Source organism: Chryseobacterium balustinum (genome assembly GCF_900168205.1).
GTDB classification, from domain to species: domain Bacteria; phylum Bacteroidota; class Bacteroidia; order Flavobacteriales; family Weeksellaceae; genus Chryseobacterium; species Chryseobacterium balustinum.
The window spans coordinates 69,806-90,981 of record NZ_FUZE01000017.1; the positions used below are offsets into that span (position 1 = coordinate 69,806).

21 protein-coding genes are annotated in these 21,176 nt (G+C 34.1%); all 21 read left to right on the forward strand.

What is annotated here, in order from left to right:
* Position 1: 1 nt before the first annotated feature.
* The 21 genes from B5X64_RS16500 to B5X64_RS16600 all read left to right on the forward strand — a co-directional run bounded on the left by B5X64_RS16500 (position 2) and on the right by B5X64_RS16600 (position 20,965).
* Positions 2 to 2,038 carry an adenylate/guanylate cyclase domain-containing protein gene (locus B5X64_RS16500; RefSeq protein ID WP_079466287.1) on the forward strand — a complete coding sequence of 679 codons (2,037 nt, stop codon included), beginning with the start codon at positions 2 to 4 and terminating at the stop codon, positions 2,036 to 2,038.
* A 12-nt stretch (positions 2,039 to 2,050) separates the two neighbouring features.
* On the forward strand, positions 2,051 to 4,063 hold the full coding sequence (locus tag B5X64_RS16505; protein ID WP_079466288.1) for an adenylate/guanylate cyclase domain-containing protein: 2,013 nt from the start codon (positions 2,051 to 2,053) through the stop codon (positions 4,061 to 4,063).
* A gap of 157 nt (positions 4,064 to 4,220) precedes the next feature.
* Positions 4,221 to 4,805: an HD domain-containing protein gene (locus B5X64_RS16510; protein ID WP_079466289.1), complete on the forward strand. Its 585-nt coding sequence runs from the start codon at positions 4,221 to 4,223 to the stop codon at positions 4,803 to 4,805.
* Positions 4,806 to 4,812: 7 nt separating this feature from the next.
* Positions 4,813 to 5,691, forward strand: coding sequence for a YitT family protein (locus tag B5X64_RS16515; RefSeq protein WP_079466290.1), 879 nt, complete (start codon positions 4,813 to 4,815; stop codon positions 5,689 to 5,691).
* A gap of 83 nt (positions 5,692 to 5,774) precedes the next feature.
* Entirely contained in the window at positions 5,775 to 6,122 is a 348-nt protein-coding gene (locus B5X64_RS16520) for a VOC family protein (protein WP_079466291.1), read from the forward strand.
* 216 nt (positions 6,123 to 6,338) lie between these two features.
* Entirely contained in the window at positions 6,339 to 7,550 is a 1,212-nt protein-coding gene (locus B5X64_RS16525) for a DUF763 domain-containing protein (RefSeq protein ID WP_079466292.1), read from the forward strand.
* A gap of 313 nt (positions 7,551 to 7,863) precedes the next feature.
* The gene (locus B5X64_RS16530; protein WP_079466293.1) at positions 7,864 to 8,454 is read left to right on the forward strand and encodes a Crp/Fnr family transcriptional regulator; all 591 of its coding nucleotides are present in this window, start codon (positions 7,864 to 7,866) and stop codon (positions 8,452 to 8,454) included.
* A gap of 76 nt (positions 8,455 to 8,530) precedes the next feature.
* The gene (locus B5X64_RS16535; protein ID WP_079466294.1) at positions 8,531 to 8,944 is read left to right on the forward strand and encodes a VOC family protein; all 414 of its coding nucleotides are present in this window, start codon (positions 8,531 to 8,533) and stop codon (positions 8,942 to 8,944) included.
* A gap of 26 nt (positions 8,945 to 8,970) precedes the next feature.
* Entirely contained in the window at positions 8,971 to 9,378 is a 408-nt protein-coding gene (locus B5X64_RS16540) for a VOC family protein (protein WP_079466295.1), read from the forward strand.
* A 4-nt stretch (positions 9,379 to 9,382) separates the two neighbouring features.
* On the forward strand, positions 9,383 to 9,844 hold the full coding sequence (locus B5X64_RS16545) for a hypothetical protein (protein ID WP_079466296.1): 462 nt from the start codon (positions 9,383 to 9,385) through the stop codon (positions 9,842 to 9,844).
* Between the two features lie 63 nt (positions 9,845 to 9,907).
* Positions 9,908 to 10,432, forward strand: a complete 525-nt coding sequence (locus B5X64_RS16550) for a hypothetical protein (RefSeq protein WP_079466297.1) — start codon at positions 9,908 to 9,910, stop codon at positions 10,430 to 10,432.
* Between the two features lie 287 nt (positions 10,433 to 10,719).
* Positions 10,720 to 11,151 (forward strand): VOC family protein, encoded by a 432-nt coding sequence (locus tag B5X64_RS16555; protein ID WP_079466298.1) that lies wholly within the window; start codon positions 10,720 to 10,722, stop codon positions 11,149 to 11,151.
* Between the two features lie 71 nt (positions 11,152 to 11,222).
* The gene (locus B5X64_RS16560) at positions 11,223 to 11,636 is read left to right on the forward strand and encodes an SRPBCC family protein (protein ID WP_079466299.1); all 414 of its coding nucleotides are present in this window, start codon (positions 11,223 to 11,225) and stop codon (positions 11,634 to 11,636) included.
* Positions 11,637 to 11,668: 32 nt separating this feature from the next.
* Complete coding sequence (locus B5X64_RS16565; RefSeq protein WP_228418968.1) at positions 11,669 to 11,908, forward strand: helix-hairpin-helix domain-containing protein; 240 nt, start codon at positions 11,669 to 11,671, stop codon at positions 11,906 to 11,908.
* 144 nt (positions 11,909 to 12,052) lie between these two features.
* Positions 12,053 to 12,916: a VOC family protein gene (locus B5X64_RS16570; protein ID WP_079466301.1), complete on the forward strand. Its 864-nt coding sequence runs from the start codon at positions 12,053 to 12,055 to the stop codon at positions 12,914 to 12,916.
* 135 nt (positions 12,917 to 13,051) lie between these two features.
* Entirely contained in the window at positions 13,052 to 13,885 is an 834-nt protein-coding gene (locus B5X64_RS16575) for an SDR family oxidoreductase (protein ID WP_079466302.1), read from the forward strand.
* A 75-nt stretch (positions 13,886 to 13,960) separates the two neighbouring features.
* Positions 13,961 to 14,389: an ATPase gene (locus tag B5X64_RS16580; RefSeq protein ID WP_079466303.1), complete on the forward strand. Its 429-nt coding sequence runs from the start codon at positions 13,961 to 13,963 to the stop codon at positions 14,387 to 14,389.
* 61 nt (positions 14,390 to 14,450) lie between these two features.
* On the forward strand, positions 14,451 to 14,903 hold the full coding sequence (locus tag B5X64_RS16585; RefSeq protein WP_079466318.1) for an SRPBCC family protein: 453 nt from the start codon (positions 14,451 to 14,453) through the stop codon (positions 14,901 to 14,903).
* Between the two features lie 125 nt (positions 14,904 to 15,028).
* On the forward strand, positions 15,029 to 15,487 hold the full coding sequence (locus tag B5X64_RS16590) for a DoxX family protein (RefSeq protein WP_079466304.1): 459 nt from the start codon (positions 15,029 to 15,031) through the stop codon (positions 15,485 to 15,487).
* Between the two features lie 121 nt (positions 15,488 to 15,608).
* Positions 15,609 to 17,036 carry an adenylosuccinate lyase gene (purB, locus tag B5X64_RS16595; RefSeq protein WP_066678116.1) on the forward strand — a complete coding sequence of 476 codons (1,428 nt, stop codon included), beginning with the start codon at positions 15,609 to 15,611 and terminating at the stop codon, positions 17,034 to 17,036.
* Between the two features lie 230 nt (positions 17,037 to 17,266).
* Positions 17,267 to 20,965 (forward strand): phosphoribosylformylglycinamidine synthase, encoded by a 3,699-nt coding sequence (locus tag B5X64_RS16600; protein WP_079466305.1) that lies wholly within the window; start codon positions 17,267 to 17,269, stop codon positions 20,963 to 20,965.
* Positions 20,966 to 21,176: the final 211 nt, after the last annotated feature.

Below are 21,176 nucleotides of genomic sequence, written 5' to 3' on the forward strand. Positions count from 1 at the left end.
AGTGAAAAAAGATCTACTCTTAACATTTTTACTTTTCTTGTTGATCGGATGGCAAAATTTATGTTTTGCACAAAATTCTTTTGAAAAACCTAAAATTTTCACTGAAAAAGAAATTAAAACGGGTGCACCGATCAATGAAGGCAGTAAATTTTTTGCGGGAGACAACCCTGCTTTTGCTTTGCCACAATTTGATGATTCTTCATGGAAACATGTGAATTTTAATTCTAAAAAAGTGTACTCATGGAATCCTCTCAAATTAAGCTCTGGAAATGCTTCTAAAAAAAATAAGATCTATTGGGTTCGTTATTATTTTAAAATAGACTCTACATTACTGGATCAACCTTTATGTTTGAATATCAGTCAACTTGGTGCTTCAGAGATCTATCTAAATGGTAAAAAGATAGAAAGCATCGGGAATATAAGATCGAAAGAGTTTAAGATTAAAAATAAAATTCCAGAGTTGTTTTCTTTAGACAATACGGATGTAAACGTTTTGGCGATCCGTTTTTTGCCGATCATTGAAAATAAAAAAAAGACGGTCACTATAAGTACCGTAGCAATAAGCGTGGAACTTGTTTCTGCTCACGAATTTATTAAAGATAAAGTAGCATTGTGGAAAGATTTTAATTTCTACACGATGCTGATCTGCGGGATATTTGGCGCATTAGGATTTATTCATTTACTGTTGTTTCTTTTTTATAGAAAAGCGATTTACAATCTATATTTCTCTACGTACAATATTTCCATTTCTTTGATGAGCTATTTAACATTGCTCTTCTCTGAAATGACAAATCCTTTAGATTTAGATACTTATACCTTTGTTTCATTTCTCGCAGTGATGTTATTTGGTACTTCGCTTACAGGTTTTGTCAATACCTTATTTGGAAGAATAAAGAAAAGGCTGAAAGTATTGTTGATCATTTCTGCCTCTATTGTTCTGTTGTATTATTTTAGCGCTACAACTGCAGCCACTTTTGCATTTTTTTATATTTCTTTTGTTGCTTTCGAATCTTTTTATTTGATCATTAGAGCGATGATCAGAAGAGAGAGATCGGCTTTCATTGTTGGAGGTGGAGTTTTGGTGTTCTTTCTTTTTATTGTAATGGTCATTATTTTTATGTTTTTAAATAAATTGAATACCATAGATATAAATGAGCTTTTCGGCGATGATTTCATAGGATATGTTCTCATATTTATTTTTATCAGTTTTCCTGTTTCTATCTCTGCTTACCTGGGTTGGCAATTTGCATCAACCAATTTAAGCTTGGTAAAACAGCTTGATGAGGTCAACCGACTTTCTGATATTAATTTAAAACAGGAACAGGAAAAGCAGCAGATTCTTCAGGATCAAAATGATCTGCTTGAAAAACAGGTTGATGAGCGTACCTTTGAATTGCAAAAAGAAAAGCAAAAAACCGAAAATTTATTATTAAATATTCTTCCGCATGAAGTGGCCGAAGAACTGAAAGAGAATGGAAGCTCTGAAGCCAAATATTATGACGAAGTAAGTGTTTTGTTTACTGATTTTGTTAATTTTACTCAAAGTTCAGAGAAAATGGGCGCCGAAAAAATGTTGGTTGAGCTTAATGAATGTTTTACTGCTTTCGATATGATCATGGAAAAACATGGTTTAGAGAAAATAAAAACCATTGGTGATGCCTATTTAGCAGTTTGCGGTTTACCGCTTAAAAATGAATGTCATGCGTATCAGACAGTTTTGGTAGCTTTGGATATCATTAAATTTATTGAAGAAAGAAAAAAGACAAATCCTAATACTTTGGATATCAGAATCGGAATTAATTCAGGTTCATTGATTGCAGGAATTGTCGGAGTGAAAAAATTTGCTTACGATATTTGGGGTGATACCGTAAACACTGCGGCAAGGATGGAACAAAACAGTGAAAAAGGAAAAATAAATATTTCTGAATCTACCTATCAGTTGGTAAAAGAAAAAATCAATTGTGAATACAGAGGAAAGATTCATACCAAAGGAAAAGGCGAAATGGATATGTATTTTGCAACCAAATCTCAAATTTAATTTATAACAATTTTGAAAAAAAATATACTCTTTACATTTTTAATTTTTGCCTTTATCGCGCTGCAAAATTTTTGTTTTGCCCAAAATTCTCGTGAAAAACCTGCAATTTTCACCGAAAAGGAAATAAAAAACGGTGTAGAAATAGATGAACAGAGTAAATTCTTTGCAGGCGACAATCCGGCTTTTTCTTCTGTAGAATTTGATGACTCTAGCTGGAAAAATATTAAGATTTCATCTAAAAAAAATTATAATAAAGATCAACCCTATTGGATTAGGTATTATTTTAAGATTGATTCTACAATGATTAATGAGTCATTGTGTTTTGATGTGAAACAGGTAGGTGCTTCTGAAATTTATCTGAACGGTAAAAAAATCGAGACGATCGGCAAAATAGGTGATCCCAAGATCAGAGTATTTAAAATAAAAAATGAAGTTCCTCAGTTATTTTCATTAAATAATACAGATGTCAACGTTTTGGCTATTCGCTTTTTACCCATCGTGGGTGGTAAAAAAATAAGCATCAATTATAGCCCTGTAGCACTCGATGTAGAGCTGGCTTCTGCCAACGAGTTTTTGGATGAAAATGTTAGAATGATGCGGGGGTTCAATTTTGTGACTATGCTCATCTGCGGTGTGTTTTCAGCTTTGGGATTCATCCATTTACTGTTGTTTTTATTTTACAGAAAGGCAATCTACAATCTTTATTTCTCTACGTACAATCTATCCATCGGCTTGCTGAGTTATATGGTTTTGTTATTTTACCAGATGACAGATCCGAAAAGTATTGAGATTTACGGTTTCTTTTCTTTCCTTGCGATACTTGTTTTTGGTGCTTCGCTTACAGGTTTTGTCAACACCTTATTTGGACGGAGTAAAATCAGATTAAAGATTATGCTGATTCTTGCTGCATTGTTACTTATTCTTTATTATTTTTCTGTGAAAACGGCTTTTGGCCTTCTTATTTTTTATATATTTTTCGTTTGGTTTGAGTCATTATATCTCATCATTCGAGCGATGATAAGAAGAGAAAAATCAGCATTTATAGTTGGAGGCGGAATTCTTACTTTCTTTTTAATTATTATTTTAACCATCATTGCTAATATTTTAGATTCTTTAAATATTGCAATGCCCAAAATATTTTCGGGAGATGAATTTGGCATATTTATTTTAGTTCTTATTTTCGTAAGTTTTCCTATTTCTATTTCTGCTTACCTTGGATGGCAATTTGCATCAACCAATTTAAGTTTATTAAAACAATTGGATGAAGTCAACCGCCTTTCTGATATTAATTTAAAACAGGAACAGGAAAAACAGCAGATTCTTCAAGACCAAAATGATCTGCTTGAAAAACAGGTTGATGAGCGTACTTTTGAATTGCAAAAAGAAAAGCAAAAAACAGAAAACTTACTTCTAAATATTCTTCCGCATGAAGTTGCTGAAGAATTAAAAGAAAACGGAAGCTCTGAAGCTAAATATTATGACGAGGTCAGTGTTTTATTTACCGATTTTGTTAATTTTACCCAAAGTTCTGAGAAAATGGGTGCCGAGAAAATGTTGATTGAATTGAACGAATGTTTTACCGCTTTCGATATGATCATGGAAAAGCATGGTTTAGAAAAAATAAAAACCATCGGTGATGCGTATTTGGCGGTTTGCGGTTTACCTATGAAAAATGAATGTCATGCTTACAAAACGGTATTGGTAGCTTTGGATATTATTCATTTTATTGAAGAAAGGAAGAAGACCAATCCTGATGTTTTAGATATTAGAATCGGAATCAATTCGGGTTCTTTAATTGCCGGAATTGTTGGAGTGAAAAAATTTGCTTACGATATTTGGGGAGACACTGTAAATACGGCTGCAAGGATGGAGCAGAATAGTGAAAAAGGAAAAATAAATATTTCTGAATCTACCTATCAGTTGGTAAAAGAAAAAATCATCTGCGAATACAGAGGAAAAATCCACACCAAAGGAAAAGGCGAGATGGATATGTATTTTGCCATTGAAACTAAAAAAGATTTATAAATAATTTAAGTCTGAAAATTTTAGAGCTTTGCTGAGTGAAACGCCTTTGCGAATGAAAAATACACGGAATAATATTCAAAGATCTGTGTGAACTTTGCGTTTAAATTCCGCGGCATTAGAAAAATTAAAATTTTAAACACATTTTCTATTTTAAAATATGGAATACGAAAAATTAAATAAAATAATATTAAAAAGACTCAGAGAAAACCTTCCTGAGCATCTTTCTTATCACAGTGTGATGCACGTAAAAGACGTTATCGATGCTGTCGAAAAAATTGCCAAATCTGAAGGAGTTAGTGATGAAGATTTAGTATTGCTAAAAACCGCTGCGTTGTTTCACGATACTGGATTTTTATACGGATCAAAAAATCATGAGGAAAAATCGTGTGAGATTGCCGTAGAATATCTTTCGGATAATGGATATTCAGACTTACAGATTGAGCAAATCAAAGGGATGATCATGGCGACAAAAATTCCTCAGACTCCAAAAAATCATTTAGAGCAAATCGTTGCCGATGCCGATTTAGATTATTTGGGAAGAGACGATTTTTTTGTGATTGGAGATAAATTGTTTGAAGAACTTTCTATGTTTGGAATCGTAAATTCTGAGCGCGACTGGAATTTATTACAGGAAAAGTTTTTAGAAAGCCATCATTATTTCACAGAAACAGCCATCAACAGCAGAAATCAAAAAAAACAGGATAACCTGGATATTATCAAAACAAAACTAAAAAATAACTGATCACTTTATGAGCTCAGCAACTAAACATGGCCCGCTATTTACTCTTTCAGATATTATTTATCTCGTTTTAGGAGTTATTTCTGCGAGTTTTGCTTTAAAATCTTTCCTCGTTCCTAATCACTTTTTAGATGGTGGTGTTACCGGTGTTTCACTTTTACTTCACGAAGTTTACCATTGGAATCTCGGAGTCATTCTATTGGTTTTAAACTTACCATTTATCATTCTGGCGTACTTCCAAATCGGAAAACACTTTGCGATCAGAAGTTTTTTAACGATTTTACTAATCATCATCACCATTTTTTTCGTCCCTTTTCCGGAAGTGACCCATGACAAATTATTGGTCGCTGTGTTTGGCGGATTTTTCATGGGAATTGGAATCGGTTTATCTATGCGAGGTGGCGGAACTTTCGACGGAATGGAAGTTTTAGCTTTATTAACATTCAAAAAAAGCAGTTTTAGCATTACCGAAATTATTTTAGGAATGAATGTGATTATCTTTATCATCGCAACCGTTTTTCTTAAATTTGAAACTGCTTTGTATGCAATTATGACGTATCTCGTGGCTAGTCAGATTACCAAATATGTAATTGAAGGAATTGAAGCCTACACTGGCGTAACCATCGTTTCTGCAAACAGTGAAGAAATCAAAAAAGCTTTGGTTTTAACGATGAACAGAGGAATCACGGTGTACAAAGGCGAAAGAGGCTTTATGAAAGAATCTTTTGAGCAAAGTGCAGAAGCTGATATTATTTTCACCATTGTTACCAGATTGGAAGTTAGAAAACTACAAAATATAGTCCGTTCTATCGATCCGAAAGCATTTATTTTCACGCAAACGGTAAGAGAGCCTCAAGGCGGAATTGTAAAGGAAATTATAAAGCATTAAATTTTAAATAAATAATTATATTGCCTTGTGAAATTGTATTTTTCACAAGGCTTTTTTTATTTTTAAATCTAAATTTTAAGAAAATGGTAAAAAGAATTGTTGCTAATATCAAAGCAGAAGATTTATCTAAAGCTGATGTATTTTATCATGATATTTTAGGTCTCGAAACATTGATGAATCACGGCTGGATAAAAACTTTTGGCAATGAAGAAAATACAAAAGTGCAGATCAGTTTTGCAACTCAAGGTGGAAACAATACTGAAGTTCCTGATCTTTCTATCGAAGTTGATGATGTGGATGAAATGTATGAAAAGATGAACAATTCAGGATTTGAAATTACTTACAAATTGATCGATGAAGATTGGGGTGTCCGCAGATTCTTTGTCAAAGATCCATTCGGTAAATTAGTCAATATTCTTTCACATCAGTAATTTTAATATTATTCTGTTGATTTTAGTTAATTAAAAATCTTTGCATGAAAAAATAAAAATGTTAAAGCCTTATGTATTTCAATTGTAAGGCTTTAATTTTGCCTATCAACTATCAACTATCAACTATCAACTATCAACTATCAACTATCAACTATCAACTATCAACTATCAACTATCAACTATCAACTATCAACTATCATCTCTCAACTATAACAAATGAAACGTTCCGGAACCGCAACTTTACCACTTCACTACGGAAAAGTACCGCCTTGGCTTTATGAAAGAATGGCTGTACTCGGACTTTCCATCGTAGAAGTAATGCTTGCAGATTACGGGAAAAATGAAGTTCTTCGAAGATTAGCAGATCCGTTTTGGTTTCAAAGTTTTGGTGCTGTGATGGGAATGGATTGGCATTCTTCCGGAATTACAACATCTGTTATGGGAGCTTTAAAACGCAGCATCAATCCAAATTCCAAAGAACTCGGAATTTATATTTGTGGCGGAAAAGGTAGGTTTTCAAAAGAAACACCTAATGAACTTCTCATCATCGCCGACAAAACAGGATTAGATGGAAACGAATTAGTTCGTGCCAGTAAACTTTCTGCAAAGGTTGATAATACTGCCATTCAGGATGGTTATCAGTTATACCTTCATAATTTTATCCTTTCAGATGAAGGAAATTGGGCAGTCGTACAACAGGGAATGAATGATACCGACGGAACCGCAAGAAGATATCATTGGCATTCGGAAAATATGGAATCTTTTGTCGACGAACCGCACAAAGGAATTCAGGGAATTAACCGTGGAAATATTCTGAACCTTACAGCTCACGAAGCTCAGGAAAGCCGCAAAGGAATTTTAGAAATTTCCCATACCAATTCAGAAAAAATCATGCAGGATTTCGCCAATTTGATCTTACCTGCGCATCATGATGTTCGTGCTTCTGATGTTGATTTGAAAAAACTCGGAACACTTTTGTACATGACAAGAGAAAACCAGCCTGAAAACTTTGAAGAATTGCTTTTATTGAAAGGTGTAGGACCTAGAACTTTACAGAGCCTTGCTTTGGTAAGCGAAGTTATTCACGGTTCGCCTTCAAGATTCAGAGATCCTGCGAGATTTTCTTTTGCACACGGCGGAAAAGATGGGCATCCGTTTCCTGTTCCCATTAATGTTTATGATGAAACCATCAATATTCTTCAGAAAGGAATCGAAAAATCTAAATTGGGTAATTCAGATAAACTGCAATCCATCAATAAACTTCATACGATTATTGCAGAAGCAGAGAAAAATTTTACTCCGAATTTTGATATTAACGAAGTGATTGAAGAAGAACGTCAAAACTCATGGCGATTTGGTGGTAAAACAGTATTCGGTGATGCTGAAAAACCTTCAAAACCTAAACCGATTCAGCTTTCTTTGTTTTAAATTTACTTGCTAAGATTGGTTTAAATATCCTTAAATGATCTCAAAAATAAGTATTTAATTAGCATCTAGTTTGTCATTCCGCAGGAATCTCAACTATTTAAAATAAATTCTTTGCTTAGATTCCTACGGAATGACAAAATGGGCATTTAAATTTGATAAGTTTTTTCAACAGAATTGGTAAACTAATGTATTAAAAATACTTTGTGATTAATTAAAAATTTAGGATTACAATATTTAAATTCAGGTAATCCAAAAAAAAACACTTTCAATTCCAATAAAAATTTTAATTTTAAAATCTTAAAATAGTATTTGAATGACCAGCAAAGCCTTTGACGTTTACCGCGATTTTCCTTTCTTTTTTCAGGAAGAGCTTGAGGAAATTATTCAGGCGCACGAAAAAGTAATTTTTCAAAAAGGGGAAACTATCCTTCAGGAAGGCAAAATGGCTAATGAATATTATATTTTAGAAAAAGGTTTGGCGCGTTCGTTTGTAAATGATTTCAACGGAAATGATGTAACGACAAACTTTTTTACAGAAAACGAAATTATCATTGATGTTTCTTCACTATTTCAAAGAATTCCTACACAGGAGAATATTGTCTGCATCACCGATTGCGAATGTTGGAAGCTTGATTTTGATGTTTTTCAGGAACTGTTTCATAAAATTCCGAATCTCAGAGAATGGGGAAGAGCATGGATGTCTCAGCAGCTTTTTTTATACAAACAGCGTTCAGTAGAGATGTTCACGCTTTCTGCAACCAAACGCTATCTTCATCTTTTAGAGCAAAAATCTCAGGTGATACAGTTTGCTCCTTTAAAACAAATTGCATCTTACTTGGGAGTTACCGACACTTCATTAAGCAGAATCCGCAAAGAATTGGTGTCACATCCAAAGAAAAATTAAATCTTGTCTTATGGCAAGTTGATTTTCGCAATGACTTGGTAATTTTGGTTAAAAGTTTAACATCAAAAATTACAAAATGGAAATCAATCAAATTTATGTAAACCTTCCTGTAAAAGATGTTCAGAAAACGAGAGAATTCTGGACAAAACTTGGGTTTTCTATCAACGAACAATTTTCTGATGAAAAAGCAATCTGTGTAATCATGAAACAAGATCATATTTACACCATGTTTTTAAAAGAAGAGTTTTTCCAAACTTTCACAGACAGACCTGTTGCAAAGGGAGATACTACTCAAACGCTTCTTGCGATTGGCGTAAACAGTCGTGAAGAAGTTGATGAAATGGTGGAAACTGCTACAGAAAATGGAGGTTCCAAATACAGTGAGCCAAGAGATTATGGCTGGATGTATCAGAAAACTTTTTCAGATTTAGACGGTCATCAGTGGGAAGTTCTTTTTTCAGATATGTCTCAGCTTCCTGCAGAATTTTAAATTTTCACCTAATAAAAAATTACAAAATGAAAGTCAATCAAATTTATGTGAACCTTCCGGTAAAAGATATTCAGAAAACAAAAGAATTCTGGACTAACGTAGGATTCAGCATCAACGAGCAGTTTTCAGACGATAAAGCAGTTTGTGTTGTGTTGAACGATACTATTTACGTCATGTTTTTAACGAAAGAATATTTTCAGACATTTTCAGAAAGACCTGTTCCAAAAGGCGATACAACACAAGTTCTGGTTGCAATTGGTTTAAACAGTCGTGAAGAAGTTGATCAGGTTGTTAATGCAGCCGTAGCGAACGGAGCTTATCAACATGAGGAACCACAAGATTACGGATGGATGTATCAAAATTCTTTTTGGGACATCAACGGACACGGATGGAATGTGACGTTTGCTGATATGTCTCAACTACCTCAAAGATAATCAAATGGAAACGCAATCAAACGATATTGAAATTCTAAAATTTCTGATATTCAGCAATTACAAAGTGATTTCAATGAATATTAATGATATTTCAAACGAAGAAGCAATGGTTTTTCCTAATGGTGAAGCGAATTGTATGAATTGGATTTTAGGACATTTAATTTACATAAGAAATGCTTTTCTGAATGTTTTGGGTGAAGAACCGGTTTGGGACAACAAAAAATTTTCATGCTACAACAGAGGAGAAATTCCTTTGAACAGAAAAGATGAATTTGTAAGTTTTGAAGAATTAAAATTGTACTTAAAAGAATCTCAGAATAAGTTTGAAATGAAATTGAATAGTCTTGAAAGTCTTGATTCTGCAATAATTAATGACGTTTCAGGATTATCTCTTCACGAAATTTATCACAGCGGTCAATTCGGATATCTCAGAAGGGTTTTAGGAAAACCCGGAGCTATAAAATAAAATCTGCGAAGGAAATTTAAACACGAATTTCATAGAATTCAAAACAAAATTAAACTAAACAAAATGGATACACCAAAATCATCAAAATTAGAAATTATAATTCCTGCATTTCGAGGTCACAGTCAGAGTTTTCTGATGGTTCTTGATGGAATTTCAGAAGAAGATGCGCTGAAAAGAATTGAAGGCAGAACAAACCATATCGTTTGGATGGTAGGTAATTTTCTCGATATGCGCTATGCAATGGGAAGCGTGCTCGGATTAAATGAAGAATTTGAGTTTAAAGATTTTTTCTTTCAGGGAAAAGCGTTAGATACAAACTTAGATTACCCGTCTTTACAACAATTGAAAGATTCTTTTCATAAAATCTCACCGCTTGTTTACAATAAATTATTGGAAGCTTCAGACGAAGATTTAGAGAAAGCATTTCCGATGGGAATGAACATTGATTTTTTTCCGGAAAACACACTCAATTTCATCGGAATGTGCATTGGTCGTGAAGATTATCTGTGCGGACAAATCGGATTGATGCGCAGAATTCTCAATTACGAAGGAATGAAATACGATTTTGATGAGAATATGAAGTATTAAAATCAAATGTAGATTTAAATATATTTAAAACAGATTCTTCACTGCACTTCGTTTCGTTCAGAATGACAAAACGTATAAAAATATAACTTATTTTCTTTGCTGAATCAAACGCCTTTGCGAACGAAAAACATTCTCAATTAGATAAAAAATCTTTGTGCTCTTTGCGTTTAAATAAACACAAATGATACAAATGTTTACACAAATTTCACGATAAATTTAATTGTTTTATTCGTGAAAACCATTAGCGAAATTCGTGTTTAAAAAACTAACTTTTAAAAATAAAAATCATGGCAAAATTAAATCCGTACCTGAATTTTGACGGTACAGCAGAAAAAGCATTTACATTTTACAAATCTGTTTTCGGCGGAGAGTTCGTTGGAGAAATTCACAAAATGGGAAATGCTCCCGGAACTGAAAATCTTTCAGACGAAGAAAAAAATAGAGTAATGCACATTGCTCTTCCCATTGGCGGAGACCTTTTGATGGCTTCAGATATTGTGCCGTCATTCGGACAGAAATTAACCGTTGGAAATAATAATTATGTTTCAATTTTTCCTGATTCCAGAGAAGATGCGGATAGAATTTTTAAAGGACTTTCGGAAGGTGGAAATATTGAAATGCCAATTGAAGACCAATTTTGGGGAGACTATTTCGGAAGCTTTCAGGATCAGTTCGGTGTTCATTGGATGATTAATTATAACGAAGAATACACAAAATAGTTTTATATTTAATTAATGAAAGGGTAGATGTGAGTTTACCCTTCCTTTTACACATTAAAACAAAATATTAAATGGACAAAGTTAAAATTGACATTACGATCTTGGCACCGGTAGAAAAAGTTTGGGATTATTTTAATGCTCCAAAATACATTACCAAATGGAATTTCGCGCACGAAAGCTGGTATTGCCCAAAGTCTGAAAATGATTTGAAGGTAGGTGGGAAATTCAACAATAGAATGGAAGCAAAAGACGGAAGCTTCGGATTTGATTTTATAGGAACTTATGACGAAGTGATTCCGAATGAAAGAATAAAATATCATATTGAAGACGGAAGAGAAGTAGAAGTGATTTTTGAGAGAATAGACGAAAATACCACCAAAGTAACCGAGATTTTCGATCCTGAAAAACAAAATTCAGTTGAGATGCAGCGTGAAGGATGGTATGCGATTCTCAACAATTTTCATAAATATGTAGAAAACAATTAATAATTTTTTGCAATATGATCAACTTAATAATAATGGCGAAGTGTTTAAGCTCTATTTGTGCTGTTAATTATGTTGCGAATGGAGATTTTTTAAAGGGCATTATAGCGATGCCCGCAAGAAGAGCTCTTGAAAAAGAAAAAATAAATTCTTTGGAAAAACTTTCAGATTATTCTGAGCAAGAAATCATGCAACTTCACGGTTTTGGAAAAAACACGATGGAGAAATTAAAATGCTATATGCAGGAAAATCAGATTTCTTTTAAAAATAATTAAAAATTTACTACACATACTTTGTCATTGCGAGCAAAGCGAAGCAATCTTTAAACATAAATACGTTAAATATCTTGTCCTAAATAACACAGAATAAATATTTAAGCAATTCGTGTTTGAGCTCAATCAACCCTAAATTTTAAAATAATGAATAACAATATTTTCCCATGCCTTTGGTATGATGGTGATGCAAAAGAATCAGCTGAATTTTATTGCAAAATATTTGACGGAAAAATTACTGCAGATACTCCGGTAGTTTTAAATGTAGAACTTTTCGGGCAGAAATTAATGCTTTTAAATGGTGGCCCGCATTTTGAAAAAAATGCTTCCGTTTCGTTTATGGTAATGTGTGAAACCGAAGATGAAGTTCAGAAATATTGGAATCAATTAGAAGACGGAGGGATTGTTTTGATGGCGTTAGATTCTTATCCTTGGAGTAAAAAATATGGTTGGATCCGAGATAAATTTGGAGTTACTTGGCAAATATATTTAGGTGAAAAGAAAAGCGAGCAAAGAATTATTCCGACTTTAATGTTTATTCATCAAAATAACGGAAAAGCATTGGAAGCAATGGAATCGTACACCAAAATTTTCCCCAATTCAAAAATAGAAAGTGTTCTGAAATATGGAGAAGGGGTAAATGGTGAAAATCACGAAGTTCCGGAAAATGTACAGCACGCCCATTTTCAGATTAATGGCTATTCTTTATTCTGCATGGATAACTCTTATGATCATAAATTCGATTTTAATGAGGGAATTTCAATGGTTATTATGACAGAAAATCAGGAAGAAACAGATCATCTTTGGAATTCATTAACTGCAGATGGAGGTAGAGAAAGTATGTGTGGTTGGCTGAAAGATAAATTCGGAATGAGCTGGCAAATTGTACCCAAAAGATTAATTGAGTTGATGGGCGATTCTGATCAGCAAAAAGCCCAAAATGTAGTACAGGCAATGATGAAAATGCAAAAAATTGTAATTAAAGATTTAGAAGAAGCTTATAATTCTTAAAATTTGCTGGAATTCAGGTGGTGGAGGCTGGAAGTCTTTTTAAGTCAGAAACAACTTCCAACATCCAGCTTCGATCATCCAACTTTTCTTTTCGGCTTGTGATTTGATGAGGTTTATTCATAAAAAGATTTGCTTATGAAGACGCAGAACAAGTCAAAATCACTTTCCAAAGTACCTAAAGACGGTTTGTATCCTGAGATTATCAGGCAAAATTATTTAGGAAGTAAAAAATTATTTAATAAAAAAGCCATTATTTCCGGGGGCGACAGCGGAATCGGTCAGGCAGTAGCCGTGCATTTTGCAAGAGAAGGAGCCGATGTTGCTGTTATTTATAAAGAAAGTGTAAAAGATGCCAGAGAAACCCAAAGATTGGTTGAAAAAGAAGGTCAGAAATGTATTCTTTTCAAAGGTGATATTTCTAAAAAAGCATTTAGAAAAAATACTTTAGAAAAGATTAGTAAACATTGGAAAAATGTTGATATTTTGGTCAATAATGCCGGAATTCAGTTTCCGAAAAGTGAGATTGAAAAAATTTCGGATGATCAGATTAATGAAACATTTAATGTCAATATTATTTCAATGATTTCTTTTACAAGAGATTGTTTGAAGGTAATGAATAAAGGCGCACGAATCATTTGTACCACTTCTGTAACTGCGTATCGCGGAAGCGATCATCTCATTGATTATTCGGCAACAAAAGGAGCGATTGCAACATTTGTCCGGTCATTGTCCACAAATCTTGCTGAGCGTAAAATCTTAGTCAACGGTGTTGCTCCGGGGCCGATTTGGACTCCGCTAGTGAAAGAAACTTTTGAAGATATTGCCTCTTTCGGAAAAGATACACCTTTAAAAAGAGCAGGTCAACCTTCAGAAGTTGCACCTGCATATGTTTTTCTGGCTTCGGAAGATTCCAGTTTTATCACGGGTGAAATTATTCACATCAATGGCGGTGATTTTGTCGGCGGATAAATATTTTTACCTAAACCTAAACCTAAACCTAAACCTAAACCTAAACCTAAACCTAAACTAAATATAAATTAAATTATGGAAACTTTAGAATTCGAAATTAAGATTAATGCAACTCCCGAAAAAATTTGGACGGTTCTTTGGGATGATATGAGTTATAGACAATGGACTTCGGCGTTTTCTAAAGGCTCTTTTTATGTAGGAACTTGGGATGAAGACAGCATCATTAAATTTTTTGACCCCAATAACAATGGAATGTACAGCCGTGTTCTAAAAAATGATCCCAATAAAGAAATGACTTTTTTGCATTTGGGTGAAATTTATGATGGTGTGGAAGCTCCACAAGATTGGGGCAACGCCACAGAATCTTATATTTTGGAAGAAACAGAAGAGGAAACCATATTAAAAGCGACCATTAAGTCTTCATCGGAATTCAAAGATTTTTTTGAAGAAAAATTTCCTGCTGCACTTCAAAATGTAAAGAATCTGGCTGAAAATCAGCTCTAAATGATTGATTGCAAAGACACAAATGATTTTAACCAAATCACACACATCAAAAATCATTATTATGGAAAACTTATCGTACGACATTATTATCAATGCTCCAAAACAAAAAATATGGGATGTTTTGTGGACTCCCGAAACGTACAGTGAATGGACAAAATTTTTCAATCCTAAATCAATTTCATTGATGAGATCTGATTGGAAAGTTGGCGGAAAAACCTATTTTACAAATACAGAAGGTGAAGGAATGGTTTCTACGATCGACAGTCTGGAGAAACCTGATCAGATTGTTTTTAAACATTTAGGAATGGTTGATAAAGAAGGAAAGGAAGATACCCAAAGCAAAGAAGTGATGGAATGGAACGGCTCTTTCGAAAAATATTTTCTAATTTCACTTGATAATGGAACGGTAAAACTTCAGGCAGAAGTTCAGGCCGAGAGCGAATGGAAAGATCATATGAATGAAGGTTTTACCAAAGGTTTACAGATTGTGAAAGATCTTGCAGAATCCAATTAATAAGATTTGAATAGTTTATATCAAGAGGTTTTTACAGGAAACCTCTTTTTTTATTTATCTTTAAATAAATATCCTCAATCATCTGGAAGAATTAGTGAGATCTGCAGGATTTTAAAATAATAATTATGAAATTACTGGCCATACTTTTTATAACATTTGCTTTAGCTTTAGTGGGAACAAAAATCTTTGAGGGAAATTGGAATCTTCTATTTTCAGGAAACCTAGGAATGGCGGTTTTTATGCTATTTACAGGTTTTGCCCATTTTAAATTCCAGAAAGGAATGGCTTTAATGATTCCTGAATTTATTCCTGCTAAAATGTTTTGGGTCTATTTTACAGGCTTGATTGAAATTGCTGCTGCAATCGGCTTAATGATCCCTTCAATTCGTGAACTTACTTCAATTTTATTAATTATCTTTTTTGTTTTGGTTTTCATTGCAAATATCGATTCATCAAGAAAGAAAGTCAATCTTTTTAAAGCAGATTATTCAGGTCCCGGAATGAGTTATTTGTATAAAGAAAGAATTCCTATGCAGATTATTTTAATAGCCTGGACATGGTTTTTTGGGATTTACCTGAACTGAAATGAGTTTTTAAAACGGTTAAAATAAGTTTGATTTAAACAAAATTTAAAACAAACATCACGATTTTTATCTCTCACCGAAAATCCTTATTTTTGCATATCTAAAAAGTAAAAGTAAAGAAATGAATTCCTACAAAAATCCATTGGAAGAGCGCTACTCCAGTGAAGAAATGTTATTTAACTTTTCTCATAACAATAAATTCCAGAATTGGAGAAAGCTTTGGATTGCCCTTGCTGAAATTGAAAAAGACTTAGGTCTTGAGATTACAGACGAGCAAATTGCTGAGTTGAAAGCCAATGTTGATAATATCGATTACGATAAAGCAGCAGAATACGAGAAAAAATTCCGTCATGATGTAATGGCTCACGTTCACGCTTATGGTGACGTTGCACCTTCAGCAAAAGGAATTATTCACTTAGGAGCTACTTCGGCGTTTGTAGGAGACAATACAGATTTAATTCAAATCCGTGACGGACTTTTAATTTTAAAGAAAAAGTTGGTTAACGTAATGAAAAATCTTTCTGATTTTGCCATTCAATACAAAGACCTTCCAACTTTAGGATTTACACATTTCCAGCCGGCTCAGTTAACGACTGTTGGAAAAAGAGCAACACTTTGGTTACAAAGTTTAGTTCTAGACATCGAGGAGCTTGATTTCTTCTTAGAAACTCTACGTTTCAGAGGAGTAAAAGGAACAACAGGAACTGCAGCAAGTTTCCTTGAGCTTTTCAACGGTGATTATTCTAAAGTAAAACACTTAGATAAAGAATTGTCAAAAAGATTTGGTTTCGAAAAAGTTTTCGGAGTTTCCGGACAGACTTATGACAGAAAAATCGATGCTAAAGTGGTCGCTTTATTAGGAAATATCGCTCAATCTGCACATAAATTTACAAACGATTTACGTCTTCTTCAAAATTTGAAAGAAATTGAAGAACCATTCGAAAAAAACCAAATCGGTTCATCTGCAATGGCTTACAAGCGTAATCCAATGAGAAGCGAAAGAATCGGAGCTTTAGCAAAATACGTAATGTCTTTAACGACAAGTTCTGCAATGGTCGCTTCAACGCAATGGTTTGAAAGAACTTTAGATGATTCTGCAAACAAGAGATTAACGATTCCTCAGGCTTTCTTGGCTGTTGATGCAATCTTATTGATTTGGAACAACATTATGAACGGAATCGTGGTATATCCGAACAGAATCAACAAGCATATTATGGAAGAACTTCCTTTCATGGCGACAGAATACATCATCATGGAAGAGGTAAAAGCTGGTGGAGACCGTCAGGAAATTCACGAAGTAATCAGAGTTCATTCGATGGAAGCTTCTAAAAAAGTGAAAGAAGAAGGTAAAGAAAACGATCTTATCGAAAGAATCTTAAACGATGATTCGTTAAAGCTTGATAAGTCAAAATTAAAAGAAGTTTTAGATCCTAAAAACTTTATCGGGTTTGCACCAATTCAGACGGAGGAATTCATTGCCAATGAAGTTCAGCCGATCATTGATGCCAATAAAGACCTGATTGGTTTGGAGGCTGATCTTAAAGTATAAATGATATGCAGTCTTTTCGGCTGCATTTTTTACTTTGTTAAGTTTAAGATTTGACAAAGTTTTGAGAAACACTGATTTTTTATGGCAGCTTTATCCGCCTTCCGTTCCCGCTTTTTGCCTACACTTCGTTTCGGCAAAAGAGCTCCACTCAAGTCGGGCTGCAAAGTGGGATTGCCAACATAAATTTCAGTTAAAAATTAAAAATAAATCTAATAAATATCTGGCATCTAATGTCTAATAACAAAAGAATTTTCGTAGAAAAAAGAGGAATTTTCGATGTAGAAAGTCCAAAAATTTTTGATGAAGTAAAAGCGGTGGTTCCGTCTATCCAAAGCGTAAAGGTATATAACGTTTACGATATTTTTGGATTAAATGATGGTGAATTCGAAAAAGTGGTAAACAGCACTTTCGTAGATCCGGTTACTGATATTTTAATCGAAGAAAATCCTGCACAGGGAACTCATTTCGCATTAGAATTTTTACCGGGACAATACGATCAGCGTGCTGATTCTGCGCAACAATGTATTGCTTTACTGACTGAAAATGAGAAGTCTAAAGTAAGAAGCGGTAAACTTATCGAATTCGAAGGAGTTTCTGAATCTGATTTAGTAAAAATCAAAGACCTTTTAATTAATAAAGTAGAATCTCAGGAAAAAGATTTATCAACTTTAAATATTCCTGCGGAAGAAACGCCGTCAAAAGTGATTGTTCACGAAGGTTTTATCAATTTTGATGACGCTCAGCTTGAAGAATTCTTTAACAATCACGGTTTTGCTTTAGGTTTGGATGATTTGAAATTCATTCAGGAATATTTTAAAACTGAAGAAAGAAATCCTACGGAAACGGAACTGAAAGTTTTAGATACTTATTGGAGCGACCACTGTCGTCACACAACGTTTGAAACAGAATTGTCAAATATTGAATTTGAAGGACAGTTTAAACATACATTGGAAACTATTTTCAATGATTATATCGAAAAAAGAAAATTCTTAGGACGTGAATTGAAACCAATCTCTTTAATGGATTTGGCGACCGTTTGCGGAAGATATTTTAGTAAAACCGGAAAGCTTGATAACTTGGTGGTTTCAGACGAAATCAACGCTTGTACCATCCAGATCGAAGCTGAATACGATGGTAAAAAAGAACCTTGGTATTTATTATTCAAAAACGAAACACACAATCACCCGACAGAAATTGAACCTTTTGGAGGTGCTTCAACGTGTTTAGGTGGCGCAATCAGAGACCCTTTATCTGGACGTTCTTTTGTGTTCCAGGCGATGAGATTAACGGGTGCTGCTGATGTTTTAGAATCGGTTGACAAAACTTTACCGGGTAAATTACCTCAAAAAACAATCACAAAACAAGCTGCAAACGGATATTCTTCTTATGGTAACCAAATCGGTTTGGCAACTACAATGGTTTCTGAAATCTATGATGAAGGCTACAAAGCGAAAAGAATGGAAGTTGGTTTCGTTGCCGGAGCGGTTCCTGTGGATTGGGTAAGACGTGAAAAGCCTGAAGCTGGCGATTCTATCATCATTTTAGGTGGTGCAACGGGTCGTGATGGTGTTGGTGGAGCAAGTGGAAGTTCTAAAGAACAAGACGAAACTTCTATCCATACGATGAGTTCTGAAGTTCAGAAAGGAAATGCGGTTGAAGAGCGTAAAATTCAGAGATTATTCAGAAATCCTGAAGTGACGAGATTAATTAAAAAATCTAATGATTTCGGAGCGGGTGGAGTTTCTGTTGCAATCGGCGAAATTGCTGATTCTTTGGAAGTTAATCTAGATGTTTTACCTTTAAAATATGAAGGGTTAAATGGAACTGAGCTGGCTATTTCTGAATCTCAGGAAAGAATGGCAGTTGTGGTTGAACCAAAAGATAAAGAACAATTCATTAAGTTCTGTGAAGCTGAAAACATTGTCGCTGTTGAAGTGGCGAAAGTGACAGATTCAGGAAGAATGCAAATGTTCTGGAAAGGCGATAAAATTGTTGACCTTTCAAGAGAATTCCTTGATACAAACGGTTGTTCTAAAAGCCAAGAAGTTAAGATTACACATCTTAATGAAGTAAAAGAAGAAGCACAGGTTTTTAATGAAGAGAATTTCTTAAAAATATTAAGCGATAAAAATGTTGCTTCTCAAAAAGGTTTGTTGGAAATGTTCGATTCATCGATTGGTGCGACTACAGTTGCGATGCCTTTAGGTGGGAAATATCAGCAGACTTTGATGGAAGGAAGCGTTCAGACGTTGCCAATTTTAGGAGCGAAAGATATTGAAACGGTTTCTTTGGCAAGTTGGGGATTTGATGCTGAAATTTCAAAGCAAAACTCGTTATTGGGAGCTTCTTATGCAGTGGTTGAAAGTGTTGCAAAAATCGTTGCGATGGGTGGCGATTATAAAAATATCAGATTCAGTTTCCAGGAATATTTTGAGAAATTAGGACAAAATCCTGAAAAGTGGGGGAAACCTTTGGCATCTCTTTTAGGTGCTTATGATGCTCAAATCAATTTCGGTTTAGCAGCAATTGGAGGGAAAGATTCTATGAGTGGAACATACCAGGATTTGAATGTTCCGCCAACGTTGATTTCGTTTGCTTGTGCGAATGGAGAAAAGAAAAATATCATCTCTCCGGAATTTAAACAGTCAGGAAATAAACTGTATTTCTTTAATCATATTCCACAGGAAAACGGACTTCCAAGCTATGATAAATTGAAAGATGTTTACGAACTTATTTTCGAAAATATCACAGCTGGAAAAGTGGTTTCTGTGAAGATTGTTAAAGAAGGTGGAGTTGCAGTTGCTTTAGCAAAAATGAGTTTCGGAAACAGATTGGGAGCTGAAATAAATGTTGCTGACGAGAGTGTTTTATTAGCTAAAAATATTGGAAGTTTAATCATCGAATCAACTGAAGAATTGAGTTCTGTTGAACTTCAATTAATAGGTGAGGTTAAAAATTCAAATATTTTGAAAATCAGTGATTTGGATTTTGAAATAGAAAAATTACTTGAAGTCAATACGAAAACTTTTGAAAATCTTTTCTCAACGGTTGAAAAAGAAAAAATAGTGGTTGAATTAGATTCAAAACTGAACTCAATCAACCCAAGAAATATCATTATCAACAAACATGGTATTGCTCAACCGAGAGTTTTTGCACCAGTTTTCCCGGGAACAAATTGTGAGTACGATACGCTGAATGCATTCCAAAAAGAAGGTGCAATTGTAAGCAGTTTACCTTTAATAAATATCAATCATCAGTTGCTTGATGAGAGCATCGATGCGTGGGTGGAAGAAATTAAACAGTCACAGATTTTAGCATTCTCCGGAGGGTTTTCTGCGGGTGATGAACCGGACGGTTCAGCTAAGTTTATCGTGAATGTTTTGAAGAATGAAAAGATGAAAAATGCCGTTCACGAATTGCTTGAGAGAGATGGGATGATCATCGGAATCTGTAACGGTTTCCAGGCTTTGGTTAAATCTGGATTGTTGCCTTACGGAAGAATCAAAGATTTGGATGAGAATTCTCCAACGTTGGCTCACAACGCCATCAGAAGACACATTTCTCAAATGGTCAATGTGAAAGTATTAAATGATGAATCGCCTTGGTTGAAAGGAATGAAAGACCAAGTTTTCACAATTCCAATTTCTCACGGTGAAGGTCGTTTTATGGCTTCCGAAGCAGAAATTCAGAAGTTGTACGAAAACGGACAAATTGCCACTCAATATTTAGATTTAGACGGAAACATCGCTCACGGAATGCCGTTCAATCCAAATAACTCATTGTTTGGAATTGAAGGGATCACAAGTCCGTGTGGTAAGATCTATGGTAGAATGGGGCATCCTGAACGTTTTGCAGAAGGTTTAATGAAAAACATTCCAACTGCGAATTATCACAATATCTTTAAAAACGGAGTTGAATATTTTAAATAGATTATTGAGGCTTTTTTAAAGGCTAAAATATTTTTAAATAAAAAAATGACTGTCATCAATGGCAGTCATTTTTTTATTTAAAAATCTGCAACATTTTTTTGAATGATGCATCTTATGAATAGTAAGAAAATTAAAAAAGGAAGATGAAATTCAAATAACTGGAAAAATTTAAAATAAATTGCAACATTAAGAATATCATCGCGTCTATTAG